Below are 23,212 nucleotides of genomic sequence, written 5' to 3'. Positions count from 1 at the left end.
TGGCGAGGCTGTCCGGGATGACACGCTTATTGGTTCTCAAGGAAGGAGGCTTCGCGCCTCTAGCGCCCGCCGCGGCCAACCGAGCGGCGGCGCGAGGCCTCGCGCTCGAGCGGGGTGATCACCTCGGCGACGGCGCGGCGCTGCTCGGGAGTGCCGGTGACGTCCAGGCGGCGAGCATTGGCCAGCAGGGCTTTCAGTTCGGCGTCGCGGAGCGTGGGAATCTTTTCGAGAAGGGTCATGGAAGGCTCCTGTTCGACGTCGAGAGACGGCTGCTTCCGTATGAAAACGCGTGAAGCGCAGCTTGGGTCCGGGCCTCCGCCAAAGTCGTTCGAAAATATTTTTCTTGTTATTTCGTAGAAGTCCTCCAAGATAAGGCTATCGAATTCGCTGCCGCTCGGCCTGCTATTCCTTGCTCCGCGTGCCGGAGCGCCGGACGCGCCTTCCGAACTTCCAACGAAATTTGATCGTCGGCCGAGACGTTTTCGGGCGGCGAACACATGCCTACAAGGATACTCACCATGGCTACTGGAACCGTGAAGTGGTTCAACGCCGCCAAGGGCTTTGGCTTCATCCAGCCGGACAACGGCGGCCAGGACATCTTCGTCCACATCTCGGCCGTTGAACGCGCCGGCATGAACGGCCTGAACGAAGGCCAAAAGCTGTCGTTCGAACCCGAAGTCGACCGCCGCAGCGGCAAGACCTCGGCTGGTCAGCTTCAAGCGGTCTAATCCGCTCAAGCTTTCGCGGACCCCTGGGTTCGCGCGGAACGGGCTGGCGCATGCGCCAGCCCTTTTTGTTTGGCTGTTTTCACGTTGAGTGTGGGCGGTCTGGTTAATCGCCAGCTAACCGTATTCGCCAAATACATACGTCCAATATTGACGTAACTACAATGTATATTGCCCATCTGTAGCGAACAGATGAGGTGATATGTCAAAGATCAGCGCGATAAAAGGTGTGATAGCGAGGCTTCCGGTGTCCGATATTCTGGACATCAGCAGCTTCATCGCCAATCACGTCCAGAACCAAGCGGTTCAAGTCGCTCTGACCAAGCGCAGCCAAACCATGCGTTGTTCGGCCTGCATCCAGTGCGGATTCGCCTGCCTTGTCCAATGGGGTCGCGCCAACAGCGGAACGCAGCGGTTCAAGTGCCGGAACTGCAAGGCAACGTTCGGCGCGACGACGGGCACGCCGCTCTATCGGCTCCGCAATCGCCACCTTTGGGCCAAGTATCTTGGCCTGATGACCACGCACATTCCGCTGGTCAAGCTGCGCGAACAGCACGGCATCGACCTGAGCTTGCCGACGCTGCACCGCTGGCGTCACCGTTTCCTGACGGCTCTGATCGCTAATCCGGCCCAAAAGCTGGCGGGGTTGATTGAAGCTGACGAGAAGTTCTTCCGCACGTCGTTCAAGGGCTCTCGCGGCTGGAAGCGCGGTGCGCGTCCACAGGACCGCAAGATGCGTCGCAGGGGCGGTGCGGACCAGCGCGGATTTGGCGATCAGCAAGTTCCGGTTCTGACGGCTCTGGATCGTTCAGGAACGATTTTCCAGACGCAGCTTCCCGATACGCGATGGGATTCCATTGGCGGTGCTATGAAGCCGTGGGTCGAAGCGGAGTCGATGATCTGTTCGGACGGCAACGGCGCCTATGCCCGTGTCGCTGGTCAAACCGGCTGCGAACACATGGTCGTAAAGAAGGGGAGCGGTGGCGGGAACACCCGCAATCTGAGCATCGGTCGTATCGACGCTTACCACCGGGACGTGGAGAACTTAGTCAACCGGCGGTGTATGGGTGTAGGCACTCGCTACCTGATGAACTACTTTGGTTGGGCGCGTCGAATCACCCAGCACAAGCCGTTCGGTAATGATCTTTTGGGGGAAATTCTGGCGGCTTATTGAGGACCGATAATGGCACTTTTTATTGTCTGCTATGATGTCAATAAGGATAGCAAAGCCAGTTATTCAGACTTGGACAATAAGATGGATTCTTTAGGTGCCGTCCGACTTCAAGGTTCAACGTGGATCGTAGATACAAAGCGCAATATATCTGAAATGTATTTGTATCTCGAAAATATGTTTAACCAAGAAATTGACAGCTTGTTCATAGCCGAAATTTCTGGAAGGCCGGTTGGATTTAATTCTCCTGAGACTTAAGAAATCTATTTTTCTCTCTTGCCAGCATCATTCCACTAATTTCGGTAATATGTCCGTAGTCAGTGGCGCCGATGCGAATCTGAACGCCAAGCATTCGGGCGATCAAATCAAGAAGCCTGATCTTCCATTTCGGTGCGGATTTCCTCATAATTCTATTTATCTTCGGACATAACCACGCGCTTAGTTCAAGCGTGTAGGATGATTATGCCTGTAACCATCACTGGTAGAGACAGCCTCGAACTCAGCCACTCTCGGAAATGGTATGGCGTTCTCACCGTCACGGTGACCACCGCCAGACCGCGCGATTATGTGTTCGATGTTCATGTGGTGGCGGACTCCATCGAGGAAGCCGCCATCAAAGCTCTGGAAGAGGCCGATAAAGCTCTCGGAGAGCTTCGCACTGCGCTTGAGGCGGAACGCAATCGGTTAGCACCACCCAAGTCCATTTAGCCGTTAACCAACCCGCCCACACTCAACGTGAAAACAGCCTTTTGTTTGGGGTCTAGGGTCTTTTGTTTGAGGTCTAGGGTCCGTCTCGATCGCGGAGGCGAAGCCGCGATACCGCGAGGACCAGACCCCTCGTCATCCCGGCTCCGCGGTACGCCAGGCGGTCTTTCGTCCGCGATGACGAAAGAGAACGATCTTAGCTGATTGAGTGCGGACCCCAGGCCAGCGCATCCGCCGGCCCGGGCCCGGTCGTCCGGCCTAGAGGGCGAAGCCGTGCTCGCCGCAAACGCGGATCTGGCAGGCTTGGCCTTGCTGCATGTGCTCTCGCGCCCGCTTGGTCGCCGAGGCCTTGGCGACGTCCTTTTCGACGGAGGCGCCGAAGAATACGCCTCCCTCCTCGGCGGCCCAGAGGCCCTCGCTCTTGCAAACCGTGATGACGACGCGGTGGAGAAGCGGCTTGTGCATGGGTGTCCTAGGGCTGTGGGCCAGAACGTCGGCCATCGGCGGACGCCAGGGCCCTTTCCGATCCGATCGAACCAATCGTTTCGGGTGGGAGTGGTTATATTTCAAAGGCCTAGAGCACCTTGTGATCCGGTGGCCCGCTCGCGGCCGTCGGAAAATGCTCTGGTGCCGTTCGGCGCCCGATCAGGAGCCGGGGTCGGGTTGGCTGTCCCGGCCCCCCGTCGGGCCGGCGCGCTCGAGGTCTTCCAGATAGGCGAGCCCTTCGCGCGTCGGCGTCCATCCGCCTCGGCCGTGATGGGCCAGGCCCTGGCCCGCCAGCTGCTGGGCGTGCCGAATGTTCACCGCCTCCAGCTGGCCGCTGCGGGTTCGCCGTTCCAACTGCCGGAGCGTGCGCAGCAGGTCGACCGACAGCCCCGACGGGCTGGGATCGTGCTCGGCCGCGGGAATCACTCTCAGCCTGGAAACGGCGTCTGGCTCGTCGGTCATTCTTGACCCCGCGCTCGGGGCGTCGGGGCCGCGCCGCGGCTGGCCCGCGAACGGGCGACCATCCAGCGGCGCAGGGCCAGGCCCCGATCGCCCGCGGGGCGTCGATCGGCGGGCGTGGCGAAGGCGGTCATCAGGGTTTCGTGCACCAGAAAGCGCGATTCATTGCGGTCCGTCCGCAGGCGGTCGGCCAGTTGATGCAGCGTTTCTGACAGGTTGACGAGTTCGAAGTTGGATCGAGATTCGCGAGCCATTATAGTTTTCCTTCAATGTAAGCGGCGGATTGAATGGCGCGATCATATCGAAATCTAGAAATATGCGGCGCGAGATACATCGTCGTCAGCGCCGAGGCAGGGATTTTTCGAAATAATTCGTCGTTCGACTTCTTGAAATAAGCATGCGCCATTTTTGGGTGGAATGATAGCGTAACGCGATATGGCGTCGTTTTATTTGGCCATTGAACCTTGCGCCGTCCGGTGGGTTGACGACGCTGTCGGTCGCGCCGGCGACGTTCACGCCCCCAGGATTAGGCCATGCTCTTCGAGGTCGAAGCTTCCCTTACCTACGACTTCGCCACGCCCTGCGAGGTGCTGCTCCTCGTGGAGGCGGCCCATGGTCGGGGCCAGGAGGTGGTCTCCGACGCGCTGACCTTCTGGCCGCCGGTCGAGGCGACGCGGATCGACGACCCGGTGACGGGGGAGCGGCGAACCGTCTTCGCCGCCGCCGGCCGGGTGAACGCGCTCTATCGGGCCGCCGTCCGGGTCGCGCCGGTCGATCAGGCCCTGGCCGAGCTGGCCGAAATGGCGGTCCGCGACCTTCCCAGCGAGGTTCTCGCCTATCTGCGCGCCAGCCGTTACAGCCCGTCCGACCGTCTGCTGCGCTTCGTGGATCGCGAGTTTGGCTCCCTGAGGGGCGGGCAAAAGGTGACGGCGATCCTGGGCTGGATCGCCGAGCACGTGGACTACGAAGCCGGCGTCAGTCACTCCGGCACGACCGCGATCGACACATTCATCGACCGCGCCGGCGTGTGCCGCGACTTCAGTCACCTGGTGATCGCCCTGTGCCGCGCCGCCAATATTCCGGCCCGCGCGGTCAGCGCCTATGCATGGAAGCTGGAGCCGCCGGACCTGCACGCGGTCGCCGAGGTCTATCTGGGCGGGCGATGGCGGCTGATCGACGCCACGGGCCTGGCGCCGATCGACGGGCTGGTCCGGGTGGCGACCGGGCGCGACGCCGCCGACATCGCGTTCATGACCATTCTGGGAAGCGCGACCCTGGTCGAGCAGCACTTCAAGATCGACCGGATCGGCGACTAGAGCCCCGCGGCCGCGGGGGCGAGCGCCGGAATCTACTCCGCCGCCAGCAACGGGGCCGGAGCTTCGTCCGCCGGCTCGACCACGTCCGGATCCGTCGGTCCGTGCAGCAGCCAGGACAAATCCTGCTCCAGCGCCGCGCGCCGGTTTCGCTCGGCCCGCATCATCCAAGCCAGCACGCTCGCGCCCGTCGTTCGGTAGACCATGATCGACTCCTTGCCGCTGATATTGAGAATGACTCGCAAATATCAGCGATGGCAAGGCGGCAATTCCCCTAAGGGGCCGAGGCGGCTAATCATCTAGCGATCCTTCGGAGACGTTCTCGATGCGCGGCTTTGCGGTCCTCGCCGCCCTGATGTCGGCCCTCGTCCTGTCGGCCTGTGGGACCGTGTCGCGCGACGCGTTCACGGCGCAGGATCTGGGAGCCGTGGCGCCGCGCGGCCTGGCCGACGTGCGCTTCAGCGCCGCCGATCCGGCCGCCGGCCTGAAGTTCGCCAAGGAGGTCCATGGCTATACGGCCGGGCGGAAGGTCAATGTGCTGGCCATCTCGGGCGGCGGCTCGAACGGAGCCTATGGCGCGGGCGTGCTGGTCGGCTGGACGGCGGCGGGCGACCGGCCCGACTTCGACATCGTCACCGGCGTCTCGACCGGCGCCCTGACCGCGCCCTTCGCCTATCTGGGCAAGGACTGGGACCGCCGCCTGACCGAGGCCTACACCAGCGACGCCGCCGACCGGATCCTGCAGAAGCGGGGCCTGGATCTGTTCTTCGCGCCCAGCATCTTCCGCAACCACGCCCTGCGCGACCTGGTGGCCAAGTATGTCGACCCGCCGTTGCTCTACGCGGTCGCGATCGAGCACGCCAAGGGGCGGCGGCTGATGATCGCCACCACCAATCTCGACACCGAACAGACGATGATCTGGGACATGGGGGCGATCGCCTCGCGCGGCGACGACGCGGCGCTGAAGCTGTTCCGTCAGGTGTTGGTCGCCTCGGCCAGCATCCCCGGCGTCTTCCCGCCCAGCCTGATCGAGGTCGAGGGGGCCAACCGCAAGTTCTCGGAGATGCATGTCGACGGCAGCGTCACCACGCCGTTCTTCGTCGCGCCCGAGACCCTGCTGCTGTCCATCCTGCCGGGCCAGGAGAAGTCGGGCCCCGGCGAGGTGTCGGTGATCGTCAACGGCCAGATCGACGGCGGTTTCGGCTTCACCAAGGGCGACGCCCTGTCGATCCTGGGCCGGTCGTGGATCGCCATGAACAAGGCCCAGCTGCGCACCCACCTGACCGCCAACGCCGCCTTCACCCGGCGCAACGGCGGGGTGTTCCGCTACACCGCCATTCCCGACGACGCCCAGGGCGATTTCTCGGGACTGGACTTCGCGTCGGAGGGCCGGCGGGCGCTGTTCAAGCTGGGCCATGACCTGGGCCAGTCGGGCGCGGCCTGGGTCGCGCCGACGGATCCCGCCGCGGAGGTCAAGGCCGCCGCGACGCGCGAGAAGACGCCCGGCTAGAGCCAGCCCGCCGCGCGCAGGACGGGCGCGTGGCGCCGGCTGACGGGCGCCGTCAGATCGCCGGACAGGCGCAGCTCGCCCGCGCCGCGTCGCCAATGGGCCGACTGGATCGCCTCGCCCGCCACCCACCACGAGCGATGGGTCTGGAAGCCGTGGGCGCCGGCCAGCTCGGCCAGGGCGTCGGAGAAGCGCAAGGTCAGCAGCTCGGGGCCGGTGTCGGTATGGACCCGCAGGTAGTGATCGTGCGCCTCGATGGCGATCAACCTGGCCGTCCGACGCTTGGCCGAGAGCCGGCGGCGGAAGGCGGCCTCGGCCTCGGGCAGGGGCGGCTCGACCAGCACCCGCGTCTCGACCAGCGGCGCCGAGGCGGCCGGCTTGCGCCACGTCAGGATGCGCACGGCCATGACCAGGCCGCTGATCACCCACACCCGCCACCAGAGCAGCGGCGGCGCCATGAAGCGGCCGTGGGCGCCCATGTCGATGACCCCGACCAGCAGCACCACGCCCGGCGTCATCAGGGTGGTGACGACCAGCAGCCGACGCAAAAAGCCGTCCAGCCGTCGGCCGATCAGCTCGTCGACGATCACGCCGATCACGCCGCCGCCGACGATGCACTCGAACCAGTACGTGGCGCGCCCCGACGGGGTGAGCTTGGCGGTGTCGAACGGCGCCAGGACCGCCAGCACCAGGCCGAGCGCGGTCAGCAGCGCCAGGTCGATGGCGAGGCGCCGTAGGGGCAGACCGTTAGCGATGGAACCCATGTCTCTCCGCCGCGGCGCCGTTCGCGCAGAATGGGCGCCGCTCACGGGCTTGGCGTAGCGCGGCTCCTCGACCCTTGCAATCTCGGCCCGAAACCGGAGCCGAAGATGTCGAAAATCCTGTCCCGTCCCGCCTGGACGCTGATGACCCTGCTGAGCTTGGCGGTGGCGCTGACCGCTTATCGCTATGTGCTGAACGTGGGACCGCTGGCCCCCAACGTCCTGGCCAACCTGTTCGCCACGCCGTTCCTGGTCGTCCATGTGGCCGGCGCGGCGACCGCCCTGCTGATCGCGCCGTTCCAGGTCCTGCCTGGTCTGCGCGCCCGCCGTCCTGGCCTGCACCGAGTGCTCGGACGGATCTACGTGGCCAGTTGCCTGACGGGCGGTGTCGGCGGTCTGGTCCTGGCCTTCGGCTCGACCGCCGGGCCGATCGCCATGGCGGGCTTTGGCCTGCTGGCCGTGGCCTGGATCGGAACGACCGTGCAGGCCTGGCGCATGGCGATGGCGCGTCGCATCGTCGAGCACCGGGCCTGGATGATCCGGTCGCTGGCCCTGACCCTGGCGGCGGTGACCCTGCGCCTCTACCTGCCGCTGGCCGCCGTGGGGCCGATCCCGTTCGTCGAGGCCTACCGCGCCATCTCGTTCCTGTGCTGGGTCCCCAACCTGCTCCTGGCCGAGGTCTGGCTGAGGCGTCGGCCGTCGCCCTTCGCCGCCGCCTAGAGCGCCCTGGGTTTCGGGGGGAGGCATCTAGATCAGACAGGCTCTAGGCGACGATCCCGAAACGAAAGCGCGGTCTTGATTTCGCCCCGCTGACATCCTGTGATCGCGCTTTCCCGCTCCCTGGAAACCGCCATGATCGCCGCGCTGCTGATGACCGCCGCCGTGACCGCCTGTCCCGCCGAGCAGGCGGTCTACGCGCTGAGGACGGAGCCCGGGGTGACCGCGCGGTTCGCGCCCGTCGAGAAAACCCGCGACTGGCCCGCCGGACTGGCGCTGAGGATCGACGCCCACGGCGGTCGTGACTGGTTCCTGCCTTGGGCCGGCGGGACGAATGGCGAGCAGAACCTGGCCTCGACGTTGGATCCCACCCAGCCGGGCTGGAGGCCTCCGAATCCCGACGGCGGCCCGCGTCCGCTGGGGAACCTTCAGTATCTGGGCTTCGACGAGACCTATCGTCTGTTCGAGACCATACCGGCGCGGGGCGGGCCGGCCCCGGTCCACTTCCTGCTGCCGACCCTGGATGACGCCCTTCGGCACCCTCCGGCGGACCGTCCGCGCCAGAGCATTCCCCGCCAGTTCTTCGATCTCGTGGCTTGCGAAGCTCCTTGAACCCTGTTCGGCAAAGCTGGCGTTAACCCCTTCATAAGATGCGGGGTTGCGCCGAGCCGACTCCGTCTCTACACGGGCGCCTTAACCTGCAAGATGGTCGACAGCGGGCGCGCGGATGTGCGCGACCGTGTCTTTGCGCGAGTTAGCCATGCCCAAGAGAACAGACATCTCCTCGATCCTGATCATCGGCGCCGGCCCGATCGTCATCGGTCAGGCCTGCGAGTTCGACTATTCGGGCGTCCAGGCCTGTAAGGCGCTGCGCGCCGAGGGCTACCGGATCATCCTGGTCAACTCGAACCCCGCCACGATCATGACCGATCCGGACGTGGCCGACGCGACCTATATCGAGCCGATCACGCCGGAGATGGTCGCCAAGATCATCGAGAAGGAGCGCCCCGACGCGCTGCTGCCGACCATGGGCGGCCAGACGGCTCTGAACACCGCCCTGGCCCTGGAAGAACAGGGCGTGCTGAAGAAATTCGGCGTCGAGATGATCGGCGCCAAGGCCGAGGTCATCGACAAGGCCGAGGACCGCCAGAAGTTCCGCGACGCCATGGACAAGCTGGGCCTGGAATCGCCCCGCTCGCGCGCCTGCCACACCCTGGACGAGGCCATGGAAGGCCTGGAGTTCGTCGGCCTGCCGGCGATCATCCGTCCGTCCTTCACCCTGGCCGGCACCGGCGGCGGCATCGCCTACAATGTCGAGGAGTTCAAGGAGATCGTCGAGCGCGGCCTCGACCTCTCGCCGACCACCGAGGTGCTGGTCGAGGAGAGCGTCCTGGGCTGGAAGGAGTACGAGATGGAGGTCGTCCGCGACAAGGCGGACAACTGCATCATCGTCTGCTCGATCGAGAACATCGACCCGATGGGCGTCCACACCGGCGACTCGATCACCGTCGCCCCGGCCCTGACCCTGACGGACAAGGAATATCAGTGGATGCGCGCGGCCTCGATCGCCGTGCTGCGCGAGATCGGCGTGGAGACCGGCGGCTCGAACGTGCAATTCGCCGTCAATCCGAAGGACGGCCGCATGGTCGTCATCGAGATGAACCCGCGCGTGTCGCGCTCGTCCGCCCTGGCCTCGAAGGCCACCGGCTTCCCGATCGCCAAGGTCGCCGCGCGCCTGGCGGTCGGCTACACCCTGGATGAGCTGAAGAACGACATCACCGGCGGCGCGACCCCGGCCTCGTTCGAGCCCAGCATCGACTACGTCGTCACCAAGATCCCGCGCTTCGCCTTCGAGAAGTATCCGGGTTCCGAGCCCCTGCTGACCACGGCCATGAAGTCGGTCGGCGAGGTCATGGCCATCGGCCGCACCTTCAAGGAAAGCGTCCAGAAGGCCCTGCGCGGCCTGGAGACCGGCCTGTCGGGCTTCGACGAGATCGAGATCCACGGCGCCGATGATCCCGACACCGGCAAGGCCGCCGTCGTCCGCGCGCTCGGCACGCCGACCCCGGACCGCATCCGCGTGATCGCCCAGGCCTTCCGCCACGGCCTGACCGTGGAAGAGGTCAACGCCGCCTGTTCCTACGAGCCCTGGTTCCTGCGCCAGATCGCCGAGCTGATCCGCCAGGAAGGCTGGGTCCGCGCCGGCGGCCTGCCGACCGACGCCGCCGGCTTCCGCGCCCTGAAGGCCCAAGGCTTCTCGGACGCCCGCCTGGCCAAGCTGACCGGCCAGACCGAGGCCGCCGTGCGGTCCCTGCGCCAAGAGCTGTCCGTCCGCCCGGTGTTCAAGCGTATCGACAGCTGCGCCGGCGAGTTCCTGGCCAGCACGCCCTACATGTACTCGACCTACGAGACCGGCGCCCTGGGCCAGGTCCCCGAGTGCGAGAGCGACCCGTCCTCGGCCAAGAAGGCCGTGATCCTGGGCGGTGGTCCCAACCGGATCGGCCAGGGCATCGAGTTCGACTACTGCTGCTGCCACGCGGCCTTCGCGCTCGACGCCATCGGCATCGAGTCGATCATGGTCAACTGCAACCCCGAGACCGTCTCGACCGACTACGACACCTCCGACCGCCTGTACTTCGAGCCGCTGACGGCCGAGGACGTGCTGGAGTTGCTGCACGTCGAGAAGAGCAAGGGCACGCTGGCCGGCGTCATCGTCCAGTTCGGCGGCCAGACGCCGCTGAAGCTGGCCCACGCTCTTGAAGAGGCCGGCATCCCGATCCTGGGCACCAGCCCCGACGCCATCGACCTGGCCGAGGACCGCGAGCGCTTCCAGCAGCTGCTGAACGGCCTCGAGATCGCCCAGCCGGAAAACGCCATCGCCCGCAGCTGGGACGAAGCCCGGGCGGAAGGCGACAAGATCGGCTTCCCGTTCGTGATGCGTCCGTCCTACGTGCTGGGCGGCCGCGGCATGGAGATCATCCGTGATCACGAGGCCATGGAGCGCTACATCGCCGGGGCCGGCGAGATCTCGCTCGAGCACCCGATCCTGCTGGACCACTATCTGAGCCGCGCCACCGAGGTCGACGTCGACGCCCTGTGCGACGGCAAGGACGTGTTCGTGGCCGGCGTGCTGGAGCACATCGAGGAAGCCGGCGTCCACTCGGGCGACTCGGCGTGCTCGATGCCGCCCTTCTCGCTGAAGGCCGAGACGGTCGAGGAGCTGAAGCGCCAGACGGTGAAGATGGCCCTGGCCCTGAACGTCCGTGGCCTGATGAACGTGCAGTTCGCCATCGAGGAGCCGCACGGCGACAACCCCCGCATCTACGTGCTGGAAGTGAACCCGCGCGCCTCGCGCACCGTGCCGTTCGTCGCCAAGACCATCGGTCAGCCGGTGGCCGCCATCGCCGCCAAGATCATGGCCGGCGAGACCCTGGCCAGCTTTGGCCTCAAGGACGTTCCCTACGACCACATCGCGGTCAAGGAAGCGGTCTTCCCGTTCGCCCGCTTCGCCGGCGTCGACACGGTGCTGGGCCCGGAAATGCGCTCGACCGGCGAGGTCATGGGCCTGGACTGGAAGCGTGACGGCGAGACCGACATGGGCCCGGCCTTCGCCCGCGCCTTCGCCAAGAGCCAGCTGGGCGGCGGCGTGAAGCTGCCGACCAAGGGCGCGGCCTTCGTCTCGGTCAAGGAAAGCGACAAGCCCTGGATCGTCGAGCCGGTGAAGCTCTTGCTGGCGGCCGGCTTCAAGGTGCTGTCGACCGAGGGCACCCAGGCCTATCTGGCCGAGCAGGGCGTCCAGGTCGAGCACGTCAAGAAGGTGCTGGAAGGCCGTCCGCACATCGTCGACGTGATGAAGAACGGCGGCGTGCAGCTGGTGTTCAACACCACCGAGGGCAAGCAGGCGCTGGAAGACAGCTTCGAGATCCGCCGCACGGCCCTGATGATGAAGGTGCCGTACTACACGACCAGCGCTGGCGCCCTGGCCGCCGCCCAAGCCATCGCCGGCGCCCCGGCGGAGTCCTTGGACGTGCGTCCGCTGCAAAGCTACGCGTGATCCAAGGATGCTCCCCCGCGCTGCGGGGGAGCTGTCACGGAGTGACCGAGGGGGCGAACGCCGCATAGGCCGAGCTGGCCCCCCCGGCCCTCTGGGCCACCTCCCCCGCGAAGCGGGGGAGGAACTAGCCTGACCTACTCCACCCGAACCCCGTTCCTCACCGCGTAGCACCGCCGCTTGCCCAGCTCGGTGCCGCAGAAGCCGGGCTCCATCGTGCCCTCGCGCAGCATCACGTATTGGTCGCGGCGGCATTCGAACCAGGCCTTCTGGAAGGCGATGTGGTCGACGTCCTGGTGGAACACCGGCCGCTGGTCGACCGTGTAGAAACGAGCCATGGCGGTCAGGCCGCCGAAGCTGCCCCGGCCGTTGACCAGGCCGCAGACCTGGCCCGAGCGCGTGGCCCACACCGCGCCCAGCTCCAGCGGCAAGGTCTGGTTCAGCCGCGCTTCCAGATTGGCCCGGACCTGCCGCCATTCGCCGCGCGCCACCGGCGCGTAGCGGGCGCGCTGGACGGGCGTGGGGGCGCGCTTGAAGGCGTTCTCCCGCTCGAAGCGCGCCAGGTCGACCACCGTGAACAGGAGCGCGCCCAGCGCCCCGACGACCGCCAGGCCCGAGAAGACCAGCGGCGTCCAAGACCGCCTGACCGTCCGCGTTCCGAAATCCTTGACCGCCATGCGCCGCTCTCCATGAGGACAGCATGGCGGAGGATTGTGGAATTACAAGTTTAAACTAATTACGATTGTAATTATATGGTCGGCGCGGCGACCGGGCTACATCGCCACCCGCAGCGACGCCTTGAAGATCCGCGGCGCGCCCGGATAGATCCAGACCGGGCTGTAGGAGCTGGCCGCGTAGCGCTCGTCGAACAGGTTGTCGACCTCGGCGCGCACGGTCACCGCCGGCGTCAGGCCGTAGTCGATCGCCGCCTTGGCTTTCCAGTAGGCCGGCAGGCGCAGGCCGCTGGCGTCGATCGCGCCGGCCCGATCGCCGATATAGGCCGCGCCGGCCGTCATCGACCATTCCGTGCCGTGGCGGGTGGGGAAGCGGCCGATCAGATAGGCGCCGCCCGAATGCTTGGGCACGTTCAGCACCGCGTTCGTGGCGAAGGCCGTGTCGTCGGCGCGGGCGTGGGTGTAGGCGTAGTTGATCACCACCCGCCAGGCGGCGGTCAGCTCGGCCGACAGGTCGCCCTCGACGCCCTTGCTCTTCAGCCGGCCGACCGTGGCCAGGTAGTTCGAGTCCACCGGGTCGTTGGCCAGGATGTTCCGCTTGGTGATGTCGAAGGCGGTGACGCCCAGGTCGACGCCCTTCCAGTGGCCCGACACGCCCAGCTCGCCGCCCTTGCCGCGCTCGGGCGCGAAGCCGGCGCCGGTGCGCGACAGGCCCGAGTTCAGCACGAACGACTGCCCATAGCTGCCGTGCAGCGCCCAGGCGTCGGTCAGGCGGTAGCGGGCCGCCAGGCGGTAGTCCAGCGGCTGGCCCGTGGCCTTGCCGGCGATCCCGGTGCGGCGGTTGCGGATCTTCTGGACATAGTCGTCATAGCGCAGGCCGCCGGTCAGGCTGAGCCGATCGGTGACCTCCCACAGGTCCTCGACATAGAGGGTCGTGACGCTACGGGTCTCGCGGTTGTCGGTGAACGGCAGCAGGGGCAGAGCCTGGCCGCCATACGCCGGGTTGAAGATGTTGATCCCATAGGTCGCCGTGGCGCTGGGATTCCGGCGCATCAGACCCTCGTGATAGTCCAGGCTGTAGGCTTTCAGGCCCAGGCTTGGCCGATGCACGCCCAGCGGGCTGTCGATCCGGCCCGACAGCTCCAGCCGCGCCGAGATGTCGGTGGCCGAGTAGTCGCGTTGGCGGCGCTGGCGCCACAGGGTGTCGCCGACCAGCCGCGACTGGTCGCTGGAAAAGCCCTTCAGCGAGCCCTCGCGCCAGGCCAGGCCCCCGGTCAGGCGCCACTCGCCGCTCAGCGCGGCCTCGCCGGTCAGCTGGTGGCGCAGGTTGCGGAAGTGGGTGACACCGTCGCCAGGTTCGCCGAAGAAGCGCGAGGCGGGCAGGGCGGTCGCGTCCCCGTTCACCGCCGGCTGGCCTCGGTCGAACGGCGTGTCGAAGCGGGTCCACTCGCCGACATAGGTCAGGCGCGTCCGGTCCGAGGGGCGCCAGGTCAGGGACGGGGCGATCGTCGCGCGGTCCATGGTCACATGGTCGCGCCAGCCGTCGGCGTGCTCGCGCGCCACGACCAGGCGGCCGGCTAGCGCCTGGCTCAGCGGGCCCCCCACGTCCAGCTCGCCCCGGCGCAGGCCGAACGAGCCGACGGTCGCCATGGCCTCGAGGCTCCGGGTGAAACGCGGGGTCTTGGAGACGATGTTGACGCGGCCGGCCGGGTCGATGTCGCCGAACAGGGCGCCGGCCGGTCCCTTCAGCAGCTCGACGCGCTCGGCCACGGCCGGGTCGCGCGGCGGGGCCAGGCCGCGATTGGCCAGGAAGCCGTCGACATAGTACTCGGCCCCGCCGTCCGGCGTGCCCAGGAAGCCGCGGATGGCGAAGTTGTCCATCACCCCGCCGCGGTTGTTCTGCTGGCTGACCCCGCTGACCAGCTCCAGCACGTCCGACAGGCGCGTGGCGCCGACCGCCTCGATCAGCTCGTGCTCGACCGAGCGGCTGGAGGGCGACATGCGCTGGGTCACCGGGCCCGCGCCAAGGGCGGCGTCGGCCGGATCGGCGCGACGGCCCAGGATGACGATCTCGTCGACCGCGCCATCGGTCGGGGGCGCGGCGTCGGCGCCAGCGGTCGCGAGCAGACAGGCGGCGGCGCAGCTGGAGAGCAGGGGCAAGGAGAGCTCCGTTGTAATGTTATAAAGTATCGGCTATTCGGGCGAAGCCATGCTGTCAACTCCCGTCTCGTCCCTCGCCGCCGCGTCCCGCCGCATCGCCGCCATCGACGCCCTCAGGGGCTTCGTCATGCTGCTGATGCTGGTCGACCACACGCGCGAGGCCTTCTTCATCCACGCCCAGGTCTCCGACCCGATGGACCTGTCGACGACGTCGCCGGCGCTGTTCTTCACGCGGCTGTCGGCGCACCTGTGCGCGCCGGTGTTCGTGGCCCTGACGGGCGTGTCGGCCTGGCTCTACGGCCAGAAGGCGGGCGGGGCCGGGGCGGCCGCCGACTTCCTGTTCAAGCGGGGCCTGTTCCTGGTCGTGCTGGAGGTCACGCTGGTCAACTTCGGCTGGACCTTCTCGCTGACGCCCCAGATCATCTATCTGCAGGTGATCTGGGCCATCGGCCTGTCGATGATCGCGCTGGCGGTCTTGGTCCGCCTACCGCGCCCGGCCCTGATCGCCGTGGGCCTCGTGATCGTGCTGGGCCACAACCTGCTGGATCCGGTGACCATTCCGAAGGGCGCGCCGGGCCACGCGCTCTGGGCGATCCTGCACGACCGCGGCTTCATCGACCTGCCGTGGGGCGGCCGCGCGCGGACGTCCTACCCGATCCTGCCGTGGATCGGCGTGGCGGCGCTGGGCTACGCGATCGGACCGTGGTTCAGGATGGAGGCCCAGGCCCGCCGCTGGCGTCTGCTGGTCCTGGCCGCCGCGTCGCTGGCGCTGCTAGCCGTGCTGCGCGCGATCAACCTCTACGGCGACCCCACGCCCTGGACCCAGGGAGCGACACCGCTGCTGACGGTCATGAGCGTGCTGAACGTGACCAAGTACCCGCCCTCGGCCGATTTCCTGCTGCTGACCCTGAGCGTCGGCGCGATCCTGCTGGCGGCGCTGGAGCGGGCGCCGGACCGCCTGACGGCCGTCCTCGTCGCGTTCGGCGGCGCGCCGCTGTTCTTCTACCTGATCCACATCTACGCGCTGAACCTGTTGAACCTGGCGGCCCTGACGGTGTTCGGCCCCAACCAGGGCGCGGTGTTCAGCTTGCCGAACGTCGCGTCGCTGTGGCTGCTGGCGGCGCTGGTCGCGATCCCCTGCGGCCTGGCCACCCGCTGGTTCGGCGACCTCAAGCGGCGGAGCGGGCAGGCGTGGATGAAGTATCTGTAGGGTAGCGGGCGAGGGGCCTGACAGATCTATCGGCTCGACCTATATTGCTCCCATGGCCAAGCCGATCGAACATGATCCCGCAGGAACCTCGCGCAGCGTACGCGATGCCCGCACCGGCCAGTTCGTGACCGTGCGCGGCGTTGGCGCCCTGAAAGGCCAGCTGTCGCTCAAGAAGGGCGTCGATCTAACCAAGCCGATCGCGTCGCAGGCCTTGAAGCGCGGCCATTCTCCCACGAAGGCATAGTCTGAGCTTGGCGAGTCTCTTGCTCGACACGCACGCCCTCTATTGGCTGGCGAGCGGCGAGGAGGCTCTGTCGAACGAAGCTCTGATCGCCGTCGGCCGAGCCCAGGAGGCGGGGGCGTTGTTCGTGTCGCCCATATCCGCCTGGGAGCTCTCCGTGGCGACCCAGAAGCCCCGAGCGGTCGGGCGTCCGCACCTGGGCGCCGACCCTGTAGACCGCTGGTTCAGGTCGGCGACCCGAGCCCTCGGCGCGAGACTGGCGCCGATCCAGCAAAAGATATCTCTGGAAGCAGCGCGCGTCGTCAACGAGACGGGACACAAGGACCCCGGCGATTGTTTTCTGATCGCCACGGCGCGGATGCGAGGGTTTTCGCTAGCAACGCGTGACGCGGTCATTCTCGGCCTCTCGCGGGCGCGGGGCGACTATCTGACCACCGTCGCCTGCTGACCCTCACCCCTTCCGGAAAAATCCGTGGATGCGCTCGGCTAGGGCCTGGCTGACGCCCTCGACCTTCACGAGGTCCTCGACGCTGGCCCGGCCCACGCCCTTGGCGGAGCCGAAGGCGTGGAGCAGGGCCTTCTTGCGGCCCGGACCGACGCCCTCGATCTCGTCGAGGGGGTTCTTCTTCAGGTCCATGGACCGGCGAGTGCGGTGGGCGCCGATGGCGAAGCGGTGGGCTTCGTCGCGGAGGCGTTGCAGGTAGTAGAGCACCGGCGACTTGGGCTCGAGCATGAAGGGCGGCTGGCCGGGCAGGAAGAAGCGCTCCAGCCCCGCGTCGCGGTCAGGGCCCTTGGCGACGCCGACGACGGCGATGTCGTCGACGCCCAGGTCAGCCATGATCTCCAGCGCCGCGTCCAACTGGCCCTTGCCGCCGTCGACCAGGACGAGGTCGGGGCGGTTGGCGTCGTCGCCTTCCTCCTCCTCCTTGACCAGGCGGGCGAAGCGGCGGCGCAGCACCTCCTTCATCATGCCGTAGTCGTCGCCGGGTGTGAGCTCGGTGCTCTTGATGTTGAACTTGCGGTATTGGCCCTTCATGAAGCCTTCCGGGCCCGCCACGATCATGCCGCCGACGGCGTTCGTGCCCTGGATGTGGCTGTTGTCGTAGACCTCGATCCGCTCGGGCGGAGCCTCCAGCTTGAAGGCCTCGCAGACGCCGGCCAAGAGCTTGGTCTGGGCCGAGCCTTCGGCCATTTTTCGCCCAAGCGCTTCACGCGCGTTGGTCAGGGCGTGCTGCACGAGGTCGGCCTTCTCGCCGCGCTTGGGCACGCTGATCTCAACCTTGCGGCCGCTCTTCAGCGCGAAGGCTTCGGACAGCAGGTCGCTTTCGGCCGGCTGGACATTGGCCAGGATCAGGCGCGGGATCGGCTTGTCGTCGTAGAACTGGCCCAGGAAGGCGGTGATGATCCGCTGCTCCTCGGTGACGCCTTCCTCTTCGCTCTCATCCGCCGCCCCGGTGATCCGGGGGAAGTAGGCGCGGTTGCCCCAGTTCTGGCCGGCGCGGAAGAAGAACACCTGCACGCAGGCCTGGCCGCCCTCGACGTGCAGGGCCACGACGTCGGCCTCGTCCACGGTCTCGGGATTGATCTGGGTCTCCTGGGCGACGCTGGAGAGGGCGCGGATGCGGTCGCGCAGGCGGGCGGCGCGCTCGAACTCCAGGTCCTCGGCGGCGTCCTCCATCTGCTTGGCCATCGAGGCGATGACCGCGCGGGACTTGCCGCGTAGGAAGGCCTCGGCTTGGTCGACCAGGGCCTGGTAGTCGTCCTTGCCGATCAGGCCGGTGCAGGGGGCGGCGCAGCGCTTGATCTGGTGCAGCATGCAGGGCCGGTCGCGGCTCTCGTAGACGCTGTCGCTGCACGAGCGCAGCAGGAACGCCTTCTGCAGGGTGTTGAGCGTGCGGTTCACCGCCCAGGCGCTGGCGAAGGGGCCGAAATAGTCGCCCTTGATCGTGTGCGCCCCGCGATGCTTCCGGAGCTGAGGCGCGTCGTGGTCGCGGCGGATGACGATCTCGGGAAAGCTCTTGTCGTCGCGCAGCAGCACGTTGAAGCGCGGCTTCAGCGACTTGATCAGATTGATCTCGAGCAGCAGGGCGTCGGCTTCGGTGCGGGTGGTCACGAACTCCATCGACCGCGTCGCGTCGACCATGTGGGCGATGCGGTTGGTGTGGAAGCGGCCCTGGGCGTACTGGATCACCCGCTTCTTCAGGCTCTTGGCCTTGCCGACGTACAGGACCTCGTCGCCCTCGCCGATCATGCGATAGACGCCGGGCGCGTCAGGCAGGCGCGTGACCTCGTCCTTGATCAGGGCGGCGCCGGTCAGGCGGGGAGAGGCGCCAACTTCGGGCGAGGTGTCGGTGGTGGTGTCGGTCACGGGGCAGATATAGGCGAGTCCGGCGCGTTCAGCGACGTTCCAGGCTGTGTCGGATGCGGGCGATCGTCACCCAGTTGCCGCGAACTCGGTATTGGATCACGTACTGGTTCGAGTGAAAGGTGACGTAAAGTTCTCGATAGCGGCCCTTGCGGCTGATCGGCGCGCGCTCCGGGTAGTCGACAAGCGTATCCACGGCCTCACCGAGCGCATCGCCGAGTTCGCGGGCATAAAGAGCACCTCGGGCAAGAAGCCAGTCTTCCAGAGAATCGACATCGGCCATGGCCGCCGGAGTGACGACGACCCGGTACATGGATCAGCGGCGCTGGCCGAGATTGCGGAGACGTTCTCGGAAGACCTCGAAAGGCACGCCATCGGTCCGCTCGGCTTCATCGCATATCCGGTCGAGGTAGTCGGCATAGCCCTCGGAATCCTGGTCGAGGTCTTCTTCAGGAGAGCGCGCCAAGGGGCCGTCCCAACGCGGTTCTCGCTCCGCGAGACCCGATTGCTCGGCGTCGCGCCAGAGGATGTCTCGAGCATACGCCTCCACGCTCTGGCCGGCGGCGTTGGCGCGAGCCCTCAGGCGCTCGGCGAGGTCCGGATCGATTTTCAGGTTGAGGTCACCGTCAGGCATGTTCTCATCATGTTCCATTCCCTATTTGTCGTCAACGCGCCGCGCCTGTATGACGCGCCCCATGACCACGCGCAGCCTCTTCGCCACCCCGATCTACCAAGCCAGTCTCGCCGGCGAGAAGGGCTTCGAGACCTTCATCGACGACCTGCACGACGCCTGCGTCGCCATCGCCGAGGAGGACGAGGCCGGCCAGGCCTGGGCCTATAACAAGGGCTATCTGGGCTACACGTCCTACGCCTCGCTGAACGACCTGCCGCAACGCGACAGCCTGTTCGCGGACCTGAAGAAGAAGCTCGACAAGCACGCGGGCGCCTTCGCCAAGGACCTGTGCTTCGACCTGGGGGCCGGCAAGCTGGTCATGGACAGCTTCTGGATCAACATCCTGGAGCCGGGCGGCCAGCACACCGGCCACATCCACCCGCACAGCGTCATCTCCGGCACGATCTACGTGACCATCCCGCCAGGCGCCTCGGCCCTGAAGTTCGAGGATCCGCGGCTGCCGATGATGATGGCCGCGCCCAACCGCCTGGCCGACGCGCCCGAGAGCCTGCAGCCCTTCGTCTATGTCCAGCCGGCGCCGGGAACGATCCTGTTGTGGGAAAGCTGGCTGCGCCACGAGGTGACGCCCAACCAGGCCGACGAGCAGCGCATCAGCGTCAGCTTCAACTACGCCTGGCGATAAAGGGCGCCTTGGTTCTCTAGCCGGCGCCATGAATTCGGCCTTCCCCGCGTTCGCCGGGGAGGTCGGGTGTTTGGGGCTTTGGCGAAAGAACGGTGAGCCAAAGCGATCCGCTAACCTCTCGACGGTAGCGCTTGCCGCTAGGGAAATGGTATCGCCCCCGAGCGCAGACCCCCGGAGACCGCATGACCAAGCCCGGCACCTCGTTCCTGGTGAACTTCGTCATGGCGTCGGCCCTGCTGTACGTCTTCCGCGCGGTGCTGTGGCCGTTCACCCTGGCGCTGGTCCTGGCCATCCTGATCATCGCCCTGAGCGAGCGGGTGGTGCTCCTGCTGCCCAAGGCGCGGCGCTGGACGGTGTTCGTCATCACCGCCGTGATCGTCGGCGGGATCATCGTCGCCAGCATGGCGGTGGTGGTCGAGGGGGCCTCGCGGATCGTGATCAAGATGCCGGCCATGCTGGCGCGGATCGACCAGCTGCTGGCGATGATCCCCGCGCCGGGCGGAAGGCTGAGCCTTGAGGCCCTCGCCCAGAAGGTCGAGCTGGGACCGCTGGCCGACCGCCTGCTGAGCAGCGTCCAGGACGCGTCGGCGGGCCTGGGCCTGACCCTGATCTTCCTGTTCTTCCTGCTGATCTCGCGGTCGATGATCGAGAAACGGGTCCAGTCGATCATCGCGTCGCGCGGGGGACGGGGCCTGGCCACGGTGCTGGAACGCAGCTTCTCGGGCGTCGAGAGCTACATGTACGTCCAGTCGATCACCGGCCTGATGATCGCCGCCGGGTCGTGGGTGGTCATGGCCGCCGTGGGTCTGGACAACGCGCTGTTCTGGAGCCTGGTGATCTTCCTGTTCGCCTATCTGCCGGTGCTGGGCGTGCTGGCCGGGGGCATCGGTCCGACCCTGTTCGCCCTGCTGCAGTTCCCTGGCTTGACGCCGGCGATCGTCGTGTTCGTCGGCATCCAGATCGTCTCGTCGATCGTCGGCAATCTGGTCTTGCCCAAGATGCAGGCCGACAGCCAGAACATCGACCCGGCCGCCAGCCTGATCGCGGTCGGCATGTGGACGGTGCTGTGGGGCGTGCCGGGCGCGTTTCTGGCCATCCCGCTGACCCTGGCGGTCATGTACGCCCTGGCCCAGTATGACGACCTGCGCTGGCTGGCGGTGCTGATCTCGCACGACGGCGACCCGACGCCGATGGAGTCGGCGGAGTAACCTCAATCCGTGTCATCCCGGCTCTTCGCTTCGCCGCGGCCGGGATGACGCGGGATTTTGCTCTAACGGTTAGCGAGCTCTCGCTGCTTGAAGAACTTCTGCAGCTTCGGCCGCGCGCGCAGGAAGCGGCGGTAAAGCGCGTCCAGCGCCTTCAGAGCCCAGGGGCGCCGCGCCAGCAGGCCGAAGGGCCGTAGCGCCGGGATCGCCCGCCACATGGCCGCGAAGGCCGCCGCGCCGGACAGCAGCTGGCCGTCCTCGCGGGCGTGGAACTTGGCCAGCAGGTCGGCGCGGTCGATCGGGCAGCTGGCGTCCTCGCTCGCGACATCGATGAAGCTGATGGCGCCCCGACGATCCAGCCGGCGCATCAGGGCGATCTCGCGGACGCACAGCGGGCACGCGCCGTCGAACCACACCGTCACCCGAGCCATCGAAACGCCCTCCAGACCCGTCGTACAGGTGGGCCCGACCGGCGCCCGCGTCAATCGTTGACCCGCCTCAAGGAGCCGCGCCGCCCGCTGGCGGAGAATGCCGCCCTCGATCACGCGTACCGGAAGGATGAGGGCCATGAAGCACTATTTTGTCGGCGGCGGCGTGGGCGCGCTGGCCGGAGCCGCCTTCCTGATCCGCGACGCGGGCGCGCGGGGCTCGGACATCACGATCTACGAGAAGCACCCCAAGGTGTTCGGCGGCGCGCTGGACGGCTCGCGCCTGCCTGACGGTTCGTACTCGCTGCGCGGTGGGCGGATGCTGACCACCGACCACTACGAATGCACCTGGGACCTGCTCTCGACCATCCCCAGCGTCGACGCGCCCGGCCAGACGGTGCGCGAGCAGACGGTCGCCTTCAACAAGGAGGTCGTCGCCCACTCCCAAGCGCGGCTGGTCGATCGCAACCTGCACAAGGTGGACGTGACCCACATGGGCTTTTCCATGCAGGACCGGCTTGAGCTTGTTCGGCTGATGCAGACGCCCGAGGAGACGCTGGGCGACGATCCGATCACCGACTGGCTGTCGCCGCCGTTCTTCGAGACCAACTTCTGGTTCATGTGGCAGACCACCTTCGCCTTCCAGCCCTGGCACAGCGCCGTGGAGCTGAAGCGCTACTTCCACCGCTTCATGAACGAGTTCCCGCGCATCGAGACGCTCGGCGGGGTCAAGCGCACGGTCTACAACCAGTATGACGCCATCGTCGTGCCGCTGGAGCGCTGGCTGCGCGAACGCGGGGTCAACTTCGTCGGCGACACCGCCGTCACGGACATGGATATCGTCACCGAGGACGGCCGCCACCGCGTCACCCGCCTGACCCTGGACCGCGAGGGCAGGCGCGAGACGGTCGACTTGGCCGCGGATGACCTGGTCTTCTACCAGAACGGCTCGATGACCGACGCCACCAGCCTGGGGACCATGGACGCCCCGCCGCCGGCCATGACCAAGGCCGACAGCCAGGGCTGGGCGCTGTGGGAGAAGATCGCCGCCGGCCGCCCCGAGTTCGGCAACCCCGCCGCCTTCAACACCGCCATCACCCGCAGCCTATGGGAGTCGTTCACGGTCACCTGCCGCGACCCCAGGTTCTTCGACGCCATGAAGGCCTTCAGCGGCAATGAGGCCGGGACCGGCGGCCTGGTGACCTTCAAGGACTCGCGCTGGCTGATGTCGGTGGTGCTGTACCACCAGCCGCACTTCCGCGATCAGCCCGAGGGCTGGTCGGTGTTCTGGGGCTACGCCCTGCATCCCGACCGGGTCGGCGACTTCGTGGCCAAGCCGATGAGCGAGTGCGGCGGGCGCGAGATTCTGAGGGAGCTGTGTGGCCATTTGGGTCTGGAGATGGACGTCTTCGAGACCGCCACCTGCGTGCCCTGCCGGCTGCCCTACATCACCTCGATGTTCATGCCGCGCCGCAAGGAAGACCGGCCCTCGCCGGTCCCGGAGACCTCGGCGAACCTGGCCTTCATCAGCCAGTTCGTGGAGATCCCGGACGACGTGGTCTTCACGGTCGAATATTCGGTGCGGGCGGCCCAGACGGCCGTCTACCAGCTGATGGGCGTCGACCGCGCCATCCCGCCGGTCACGCGCCACGACCACGCGCCTTCGGTGCTGCTCCGCACGGCGGCCAAGGCGATGCGCTGAGGCGAGGTCCGACGGG

26 protein-coding genes are annotated in these 23,212 nt (G+C 66.9%); 14 read left to right on the top strand and 12 right to left on the bottom strand.

Features of this window, described 5'->3' with window-relative positions; all coding sequences use genetic code 11:
* Positions 1 to 59 precede the first annotated feature (59 nt).
* Positions 60 to 239, bottom strand: coding sequence for a hypothetical protein (locus tag J2728_RS01275; protein ID WP_099538325.1), 180 nt, complete (start codon positions 237 to 239; stop codon positions 60 to 62).
* A 279-nt stretch (positions 240 to 518) separates the two neighbouring features.
* Between J2728_RS01275 and J2728_RS01270 the strand changes: the two genes are divergently transcribed.
* The 3 genes from J2728_RS01270 to J2728_RS01260 all read left to right on the top strand — a co-directional run bounded on the left by J2728_RS01270 (position 519) and on the right by J2728_RS01260 (position 2,604).
* Positions 519 to 728: a cold-shock protein gene (locus J2728_RS01270; RefSeq protein ID WP_309995367.1), complete on the top strand. Its 210-nt coding sequence runs from the start codon at positions 519 to 521 to the stop codon at positions 726 to 728.
* A 199-nt stretch (positions 729 to 927) separates the two neighbouring features.
* Positions 928 to 1,899, top strand: a complete 972-nt coding sequence (locus J2728_RS01265) for an IS1595 family transposase (protein ID WP_309995364.1) — start codon at positions 928 to 930, stop codon at positions 1,897 to 1,899.
* Between the two features lie 459 nt (positions 1,900 to 2,358).
* Positions 2,359 to 2,604: a hypothetical protein gene (locus J2728_RS01260; protein ID WP_309995362.1), complete on the top strand. Its 246-nt coding sequence runs from the start codon at positions 2,359 to 2,361 to the stop codon at positions 2,602 to 2,604.
* A gap of 255 nt (positions 2,605 to 2,859) precedes the next feature.
* Here J2728_RS01260 and J2728_RS01255 read toward each other — a convergent pair whose 3' ends face one another.
* The 3 genes from J2728_RS01255 to J2728_RS01245 all read right to left on the bottom strand — a co-directional run bounded on the left by J2728_RS01255 (position 2,860) and on the right by J2728_RS01245 (position 3,800).
* Positions 2,860 to 3,102: a hypothetical protein gene (locus J2728_RS01255; RefSeq protein ID WP_309995360.1), complete on the bottom strand. Its 243-nt coding sequence runs from the start codon at positions 3,100 to 3,102 to the stop codon at positions 2,860 to 2,862.
* A gap of 144 nt (positions 3,103 to 3,246) precedes the next feature.
* Positions 3,247 to 3,549 carry a hypothetical protein gene (locus J2728_RS01250; RefSeq protein ID WP_309995358.1) on the bottom strand — a complete coding sequence of 101 codons (303 nt, stop codon included), beginning with the start codon at positions 3,547 to 3,549 and terminating at the stop codon, positions 3,247 to 3,249.
* Positions 3,546 to 3,800: a hypothetical protein gene (locus J2728_RS01245; protein WP_309995356.1), complete on the bottom strand. Its 255-nt coding sequence runs from the start codon at positions 3,798 to 3,800 to the stop codon at positions 3,546 to 3,548. Before J2728_RS01245 ends, J2728_RS01250 begins: the two co-directional genes overlap by 4 nt.
* Before the next feature lie 279 nt (positions 3,801 to 4,079).
* Between J2728_RS01245 and J2728_RS01240 the strand changes: the two genes are divergently transcribed.
* Entirely contained in the window at positions 4,080 to 4,862 is a 783-nt protein-coding gene (locus J2728_RS01240) for a transglutaminase-like domain-containing protein (RefSeq protein ID WP_309995354.1), read from the top strand.
* Between the two features lie 32 nt (positions 4,863 to 4,894).
* Here J2728_RS01240 and J2728_RS01235 read toward each other — a convergent pair whose 3' ends face one another.
* On the bottom strand, positions 4,895 to 5,065 hold the full coding sequence (locus tag J2728_RS01235; RefSeq protein ID WP_309995352.1) for a hypothetical protein: 171 nt from the start codon (positions 5,063 to 5,065) through the stop codon (positions 4,895 to 4,897).
* 119 nt (positions 5,066 to 5,184) lie between these two features.
* On the opposite strand from J2728_RS01235, the gene J2728_RS01230 reads away from it, so the two are divergent.
* Positions 5,185 to 6,369 carry a patatin-like phospholipase family protein gene (locus J2728_RS01230; protein WP_309995351.1) on the top strand — a complete coding sequence of 395 codons (1,185 nt, stop codon included), beginning with the start codon at positions 5,185 to 5,187 and terminating at the stop codon, positions 6,367 to 6,369.
* Here the strand turns inward: J2728_RS01230 and J2728_RS01225 are convergent.
* On the bottom strand, positions 6,366 to 7,130 hold the full coding sequence (locus tag J2728_RS01225; protein ID WP_309995350.1) for a LytTR family DNA-binding domain-containing protein: 765 nt from the start codon (positions 7,128 to 7,130) through the stop codon (positions 6,366 to 6,368). The genes J2728_RS01230 and J2728_RS01225 overlap by 4 nt on opposite strands.
* Before the next feature lie 105 nt (positions 7,131 to 7,235).
* On the opposite strand from J2728_RS01225, the gene J2728_RS01220 reads away from it, so the two are divergent.
* The 3 genes from J2728_RS01220 to carB all read left to right on the top strand — a co-directional run bounded on the left by J2728_RS01220 (position 7,236) and on the right by carB (position 11,898).
* Positions 7,236 to 7,847 (top strand): DUF2306 domain-containing protein, encoded by a 612-nt coding sequence (locus J2728_RS01220; protein WP_309995348.1) that lies wholly within the window; start codon positions 7,236 to 7,238, stop codon positions 7,845 to 7,847.
* 132 nt (positions 7,848 to 7,979) lie between these two features.
* Complete coding sequence (locus tag J2728_RS01215; RefSeq protein ID WP_309995346.1) at positions 7,980 to 8,456, top strand: hypothetical protein; 477 nt, start codon at positions 7,980 to 7,982, stop codon at positions 8,454 to 8,456.
* Positions 8,457 to 8,604: 148 nt separating this feature from the next.
* Positions 8,605 to 11,898, top strand: a complete 3,294-nt coding sequence (gene carB, locus J2728_RS01210) for a carbamoyl-phosphate synthase large subunit (protein ID WP_309995344.1) — start codon at positions 8,605 to 8,607, stop codon at positions 11,896 to 11,898.
* 134 nt (positions 11,899 to 12,032) lie between these two features.
* Here the strand turns inward: carB and J2728_RS01205 are convergent, their stop codons facing one another.
* Together J2728_RS01205 and J2728_RS01200 are read right to left on the bottom strand one after the other, a co-directional pair.
* The gene (locus J2728_RS01205) at positions 12,033 to 12,572 is read right to left on the bottom strand and encodes a hypothetical protein (RefSeq protein ID WP_309995342.1); all 540 of its coding nucleotides are present in this window, start codon (positions 12,570 to 12,572) and stop codon (positions 12,033 to 12,035) included.
* Between the two features lie 96 nt (positions 12,573 to 12,668).
* Positions 12,669 to 14,729, bottom strand: a complete 2,061-nt coding sequence (locus tag J2728_RS01200; RefSeq protein WP_309995340.1) for a TonB-dependent siderophore receptor — start codon at positions 14,727 to 14,729, stop codon at positions 12,669 to 12,671.
* Positions 14,730 to 14,778: 49 nt separating this feature from the next.
* Here J2728_RS01200 and J2728_RS01195 point away from each other — a divergent pair, with 49 nt between their 5' ends.
* Genes J2728_RS01195 through J2728_RS01185 form a run of 3 tightly spaced genes read left to right on the top strand, consistent with a single transcriptional unit; the run spans position 14,779 to position 16,628 of the window.
* The gene (locus J2728_RS01195; protein WP_309995338.1) at positions 14,779 to 15,939 is read left to right on the top strand and encodes an acetyltransferase domain-containing protein; all 1,161 of its coding nucleotides are present in this window, start codon (positions 14,779 to 14,781) and stop codon (positions 15,937 to 15,939) included.
* Between the two features lie 52 nt (positions 15,940 to 15,991).
* The gene (locus J2728_RS01190) at positions 15,992 to 16,183 is read left to right on the top strand and encodes a hypothetical protein (protein WP_309995336.1); all 192 of its coding nucleotides are present in this window, start codon (positions 15,992 to 15,994) and stop codon (positions 16,181 to 16,183) included.
* A 19-nt stretch (positions 16,184 to 16,202) separates the two neighbouring features.
* Positions 16,203 to 16,628, top strand: coding sequence for a type II toxin-antitoxin system VapC family toxin (locus J2728_RS01185; protein WP_309995334.1), 426 nt, complete (start codon positions 16,203 to 16,205; stop codon positions 16,626 to 16,628).
* 3 nt (positions 16,629 to 16,631) lie between these two features.
* Here the strand turns inward: J2728_RS01185 and uvrC are convergent, their stop codons facing one another.
* The 3 genes from uvrC to J2728_RS01170 are packed head-to-tail and all read right to left on the bottom strand — an operon-like array spanning position 16,632 to position 19,179.
* Positions 16,632 to 18,548, bottom strand: a complete 1,917-nt coding sequence (uvrC, locus tag J2728_RS01180; protein WP_309995332.1) for an excinuclease ABC subunit UvrC — start codon at positions 18,546 to 18,548, stop codon at positions 16,632 to 16,634.
* A gap of 28 nt (positions 18,549 to 18,576) precedes the next feature.
* A complete protein-coding gene (locus tag J2728_RS01175) occupies positions 18,577 to 18,858 on the bottom strand; it encodes a type II toxin-antitoxin system RelE/ParE family toxin (RefSeq protein ID WP_309995330.1) in 282 nt (93 codons plus the stop codon).
* Between the two features lie 3 nt (positions 18,859 to 18,861).
* Positions 18,862 to 19,179, bottom strand: a complete 318-nt coding sequence (locus tag J2728_RS01170) for a FitA-like ribbon-helix-helix domain-containing protein (protein ID WP_309995327.1) — start codon at positions 19,177 to 19,179, stop codon at positions 18,862 to 18,864.
* A gap of 61 nt (positions 19,180 to 19,240) precedes the next feature.
* On the opposite strand from J2728_RS01170, the gene J2728_RS01165 reads away from it, so the two are divergent.
* Complete coding sequence (locus J2728_RS01165) at positions 19,241 to 19,861, top strand: TIGR02466 family protein (protein ID WP_309995325.1); 621 nt, start codon at positions 19,241 to 19,243, stop codon at positions 19,859 to 19,861.
* Between the two features lie 182 nt (positions 19,862 to 20,043).
* Entirely contained in the window at positions 20,044 to 21,069 is a 1,026-nt protein-coding gene (locus tag J2728_RS01160; RefSeq protein ID WP_309995324.1) for an AI-2E family transporter, read from the top strand.
* 62 nt (positions 21,070 to 21,131) lie between these two features.
* Here J2728_RS01160 and J2728_RS01155 read toward each other — a convergent pair whose 3' ends face one another.
* Entirely contained in the window at positions 21,132 to 21,497 is a 366-nt protein-coding gene (locus J2728_RS01155; RefSeq protein ID WP_309997546.1) for a thiol-disulfide oxidoreductase DCC family protein, read from the bottom strand.
* 136 nt (positions 21,498 to 21,633) lie between these two features.
* On the opposite strand from J2728_RS01155, the gene J2728_RS01150 reads away from it, so the two are divergent.
* Entirely contained in the window at positions 21,634 to 23,196 is a 1,563-nt protein-coding gene (locus J2728_RS01150) for an oleate hydratase (protein ID WP_309995322.1), read from the top strand.
* Positions 23,197 to 23,212: the final 16 nt, after the last annotated feature.

It is taken from the genome of Caulobacter segnis (genome assembly GCF_031454995.1).
In the GTDB taxonomy this organism is placed as follows: Bacteria; Pseudomonadota; Alphaproteobacteria; order Caulobacterales; family Caulobacteraceae; genus Caulobacter; species Caulobacter segnis_E.
Note: the sequence above shows the minus strand (reverse complement) of the source record. Positions and strands in the feature narration are given on the sequence as shown.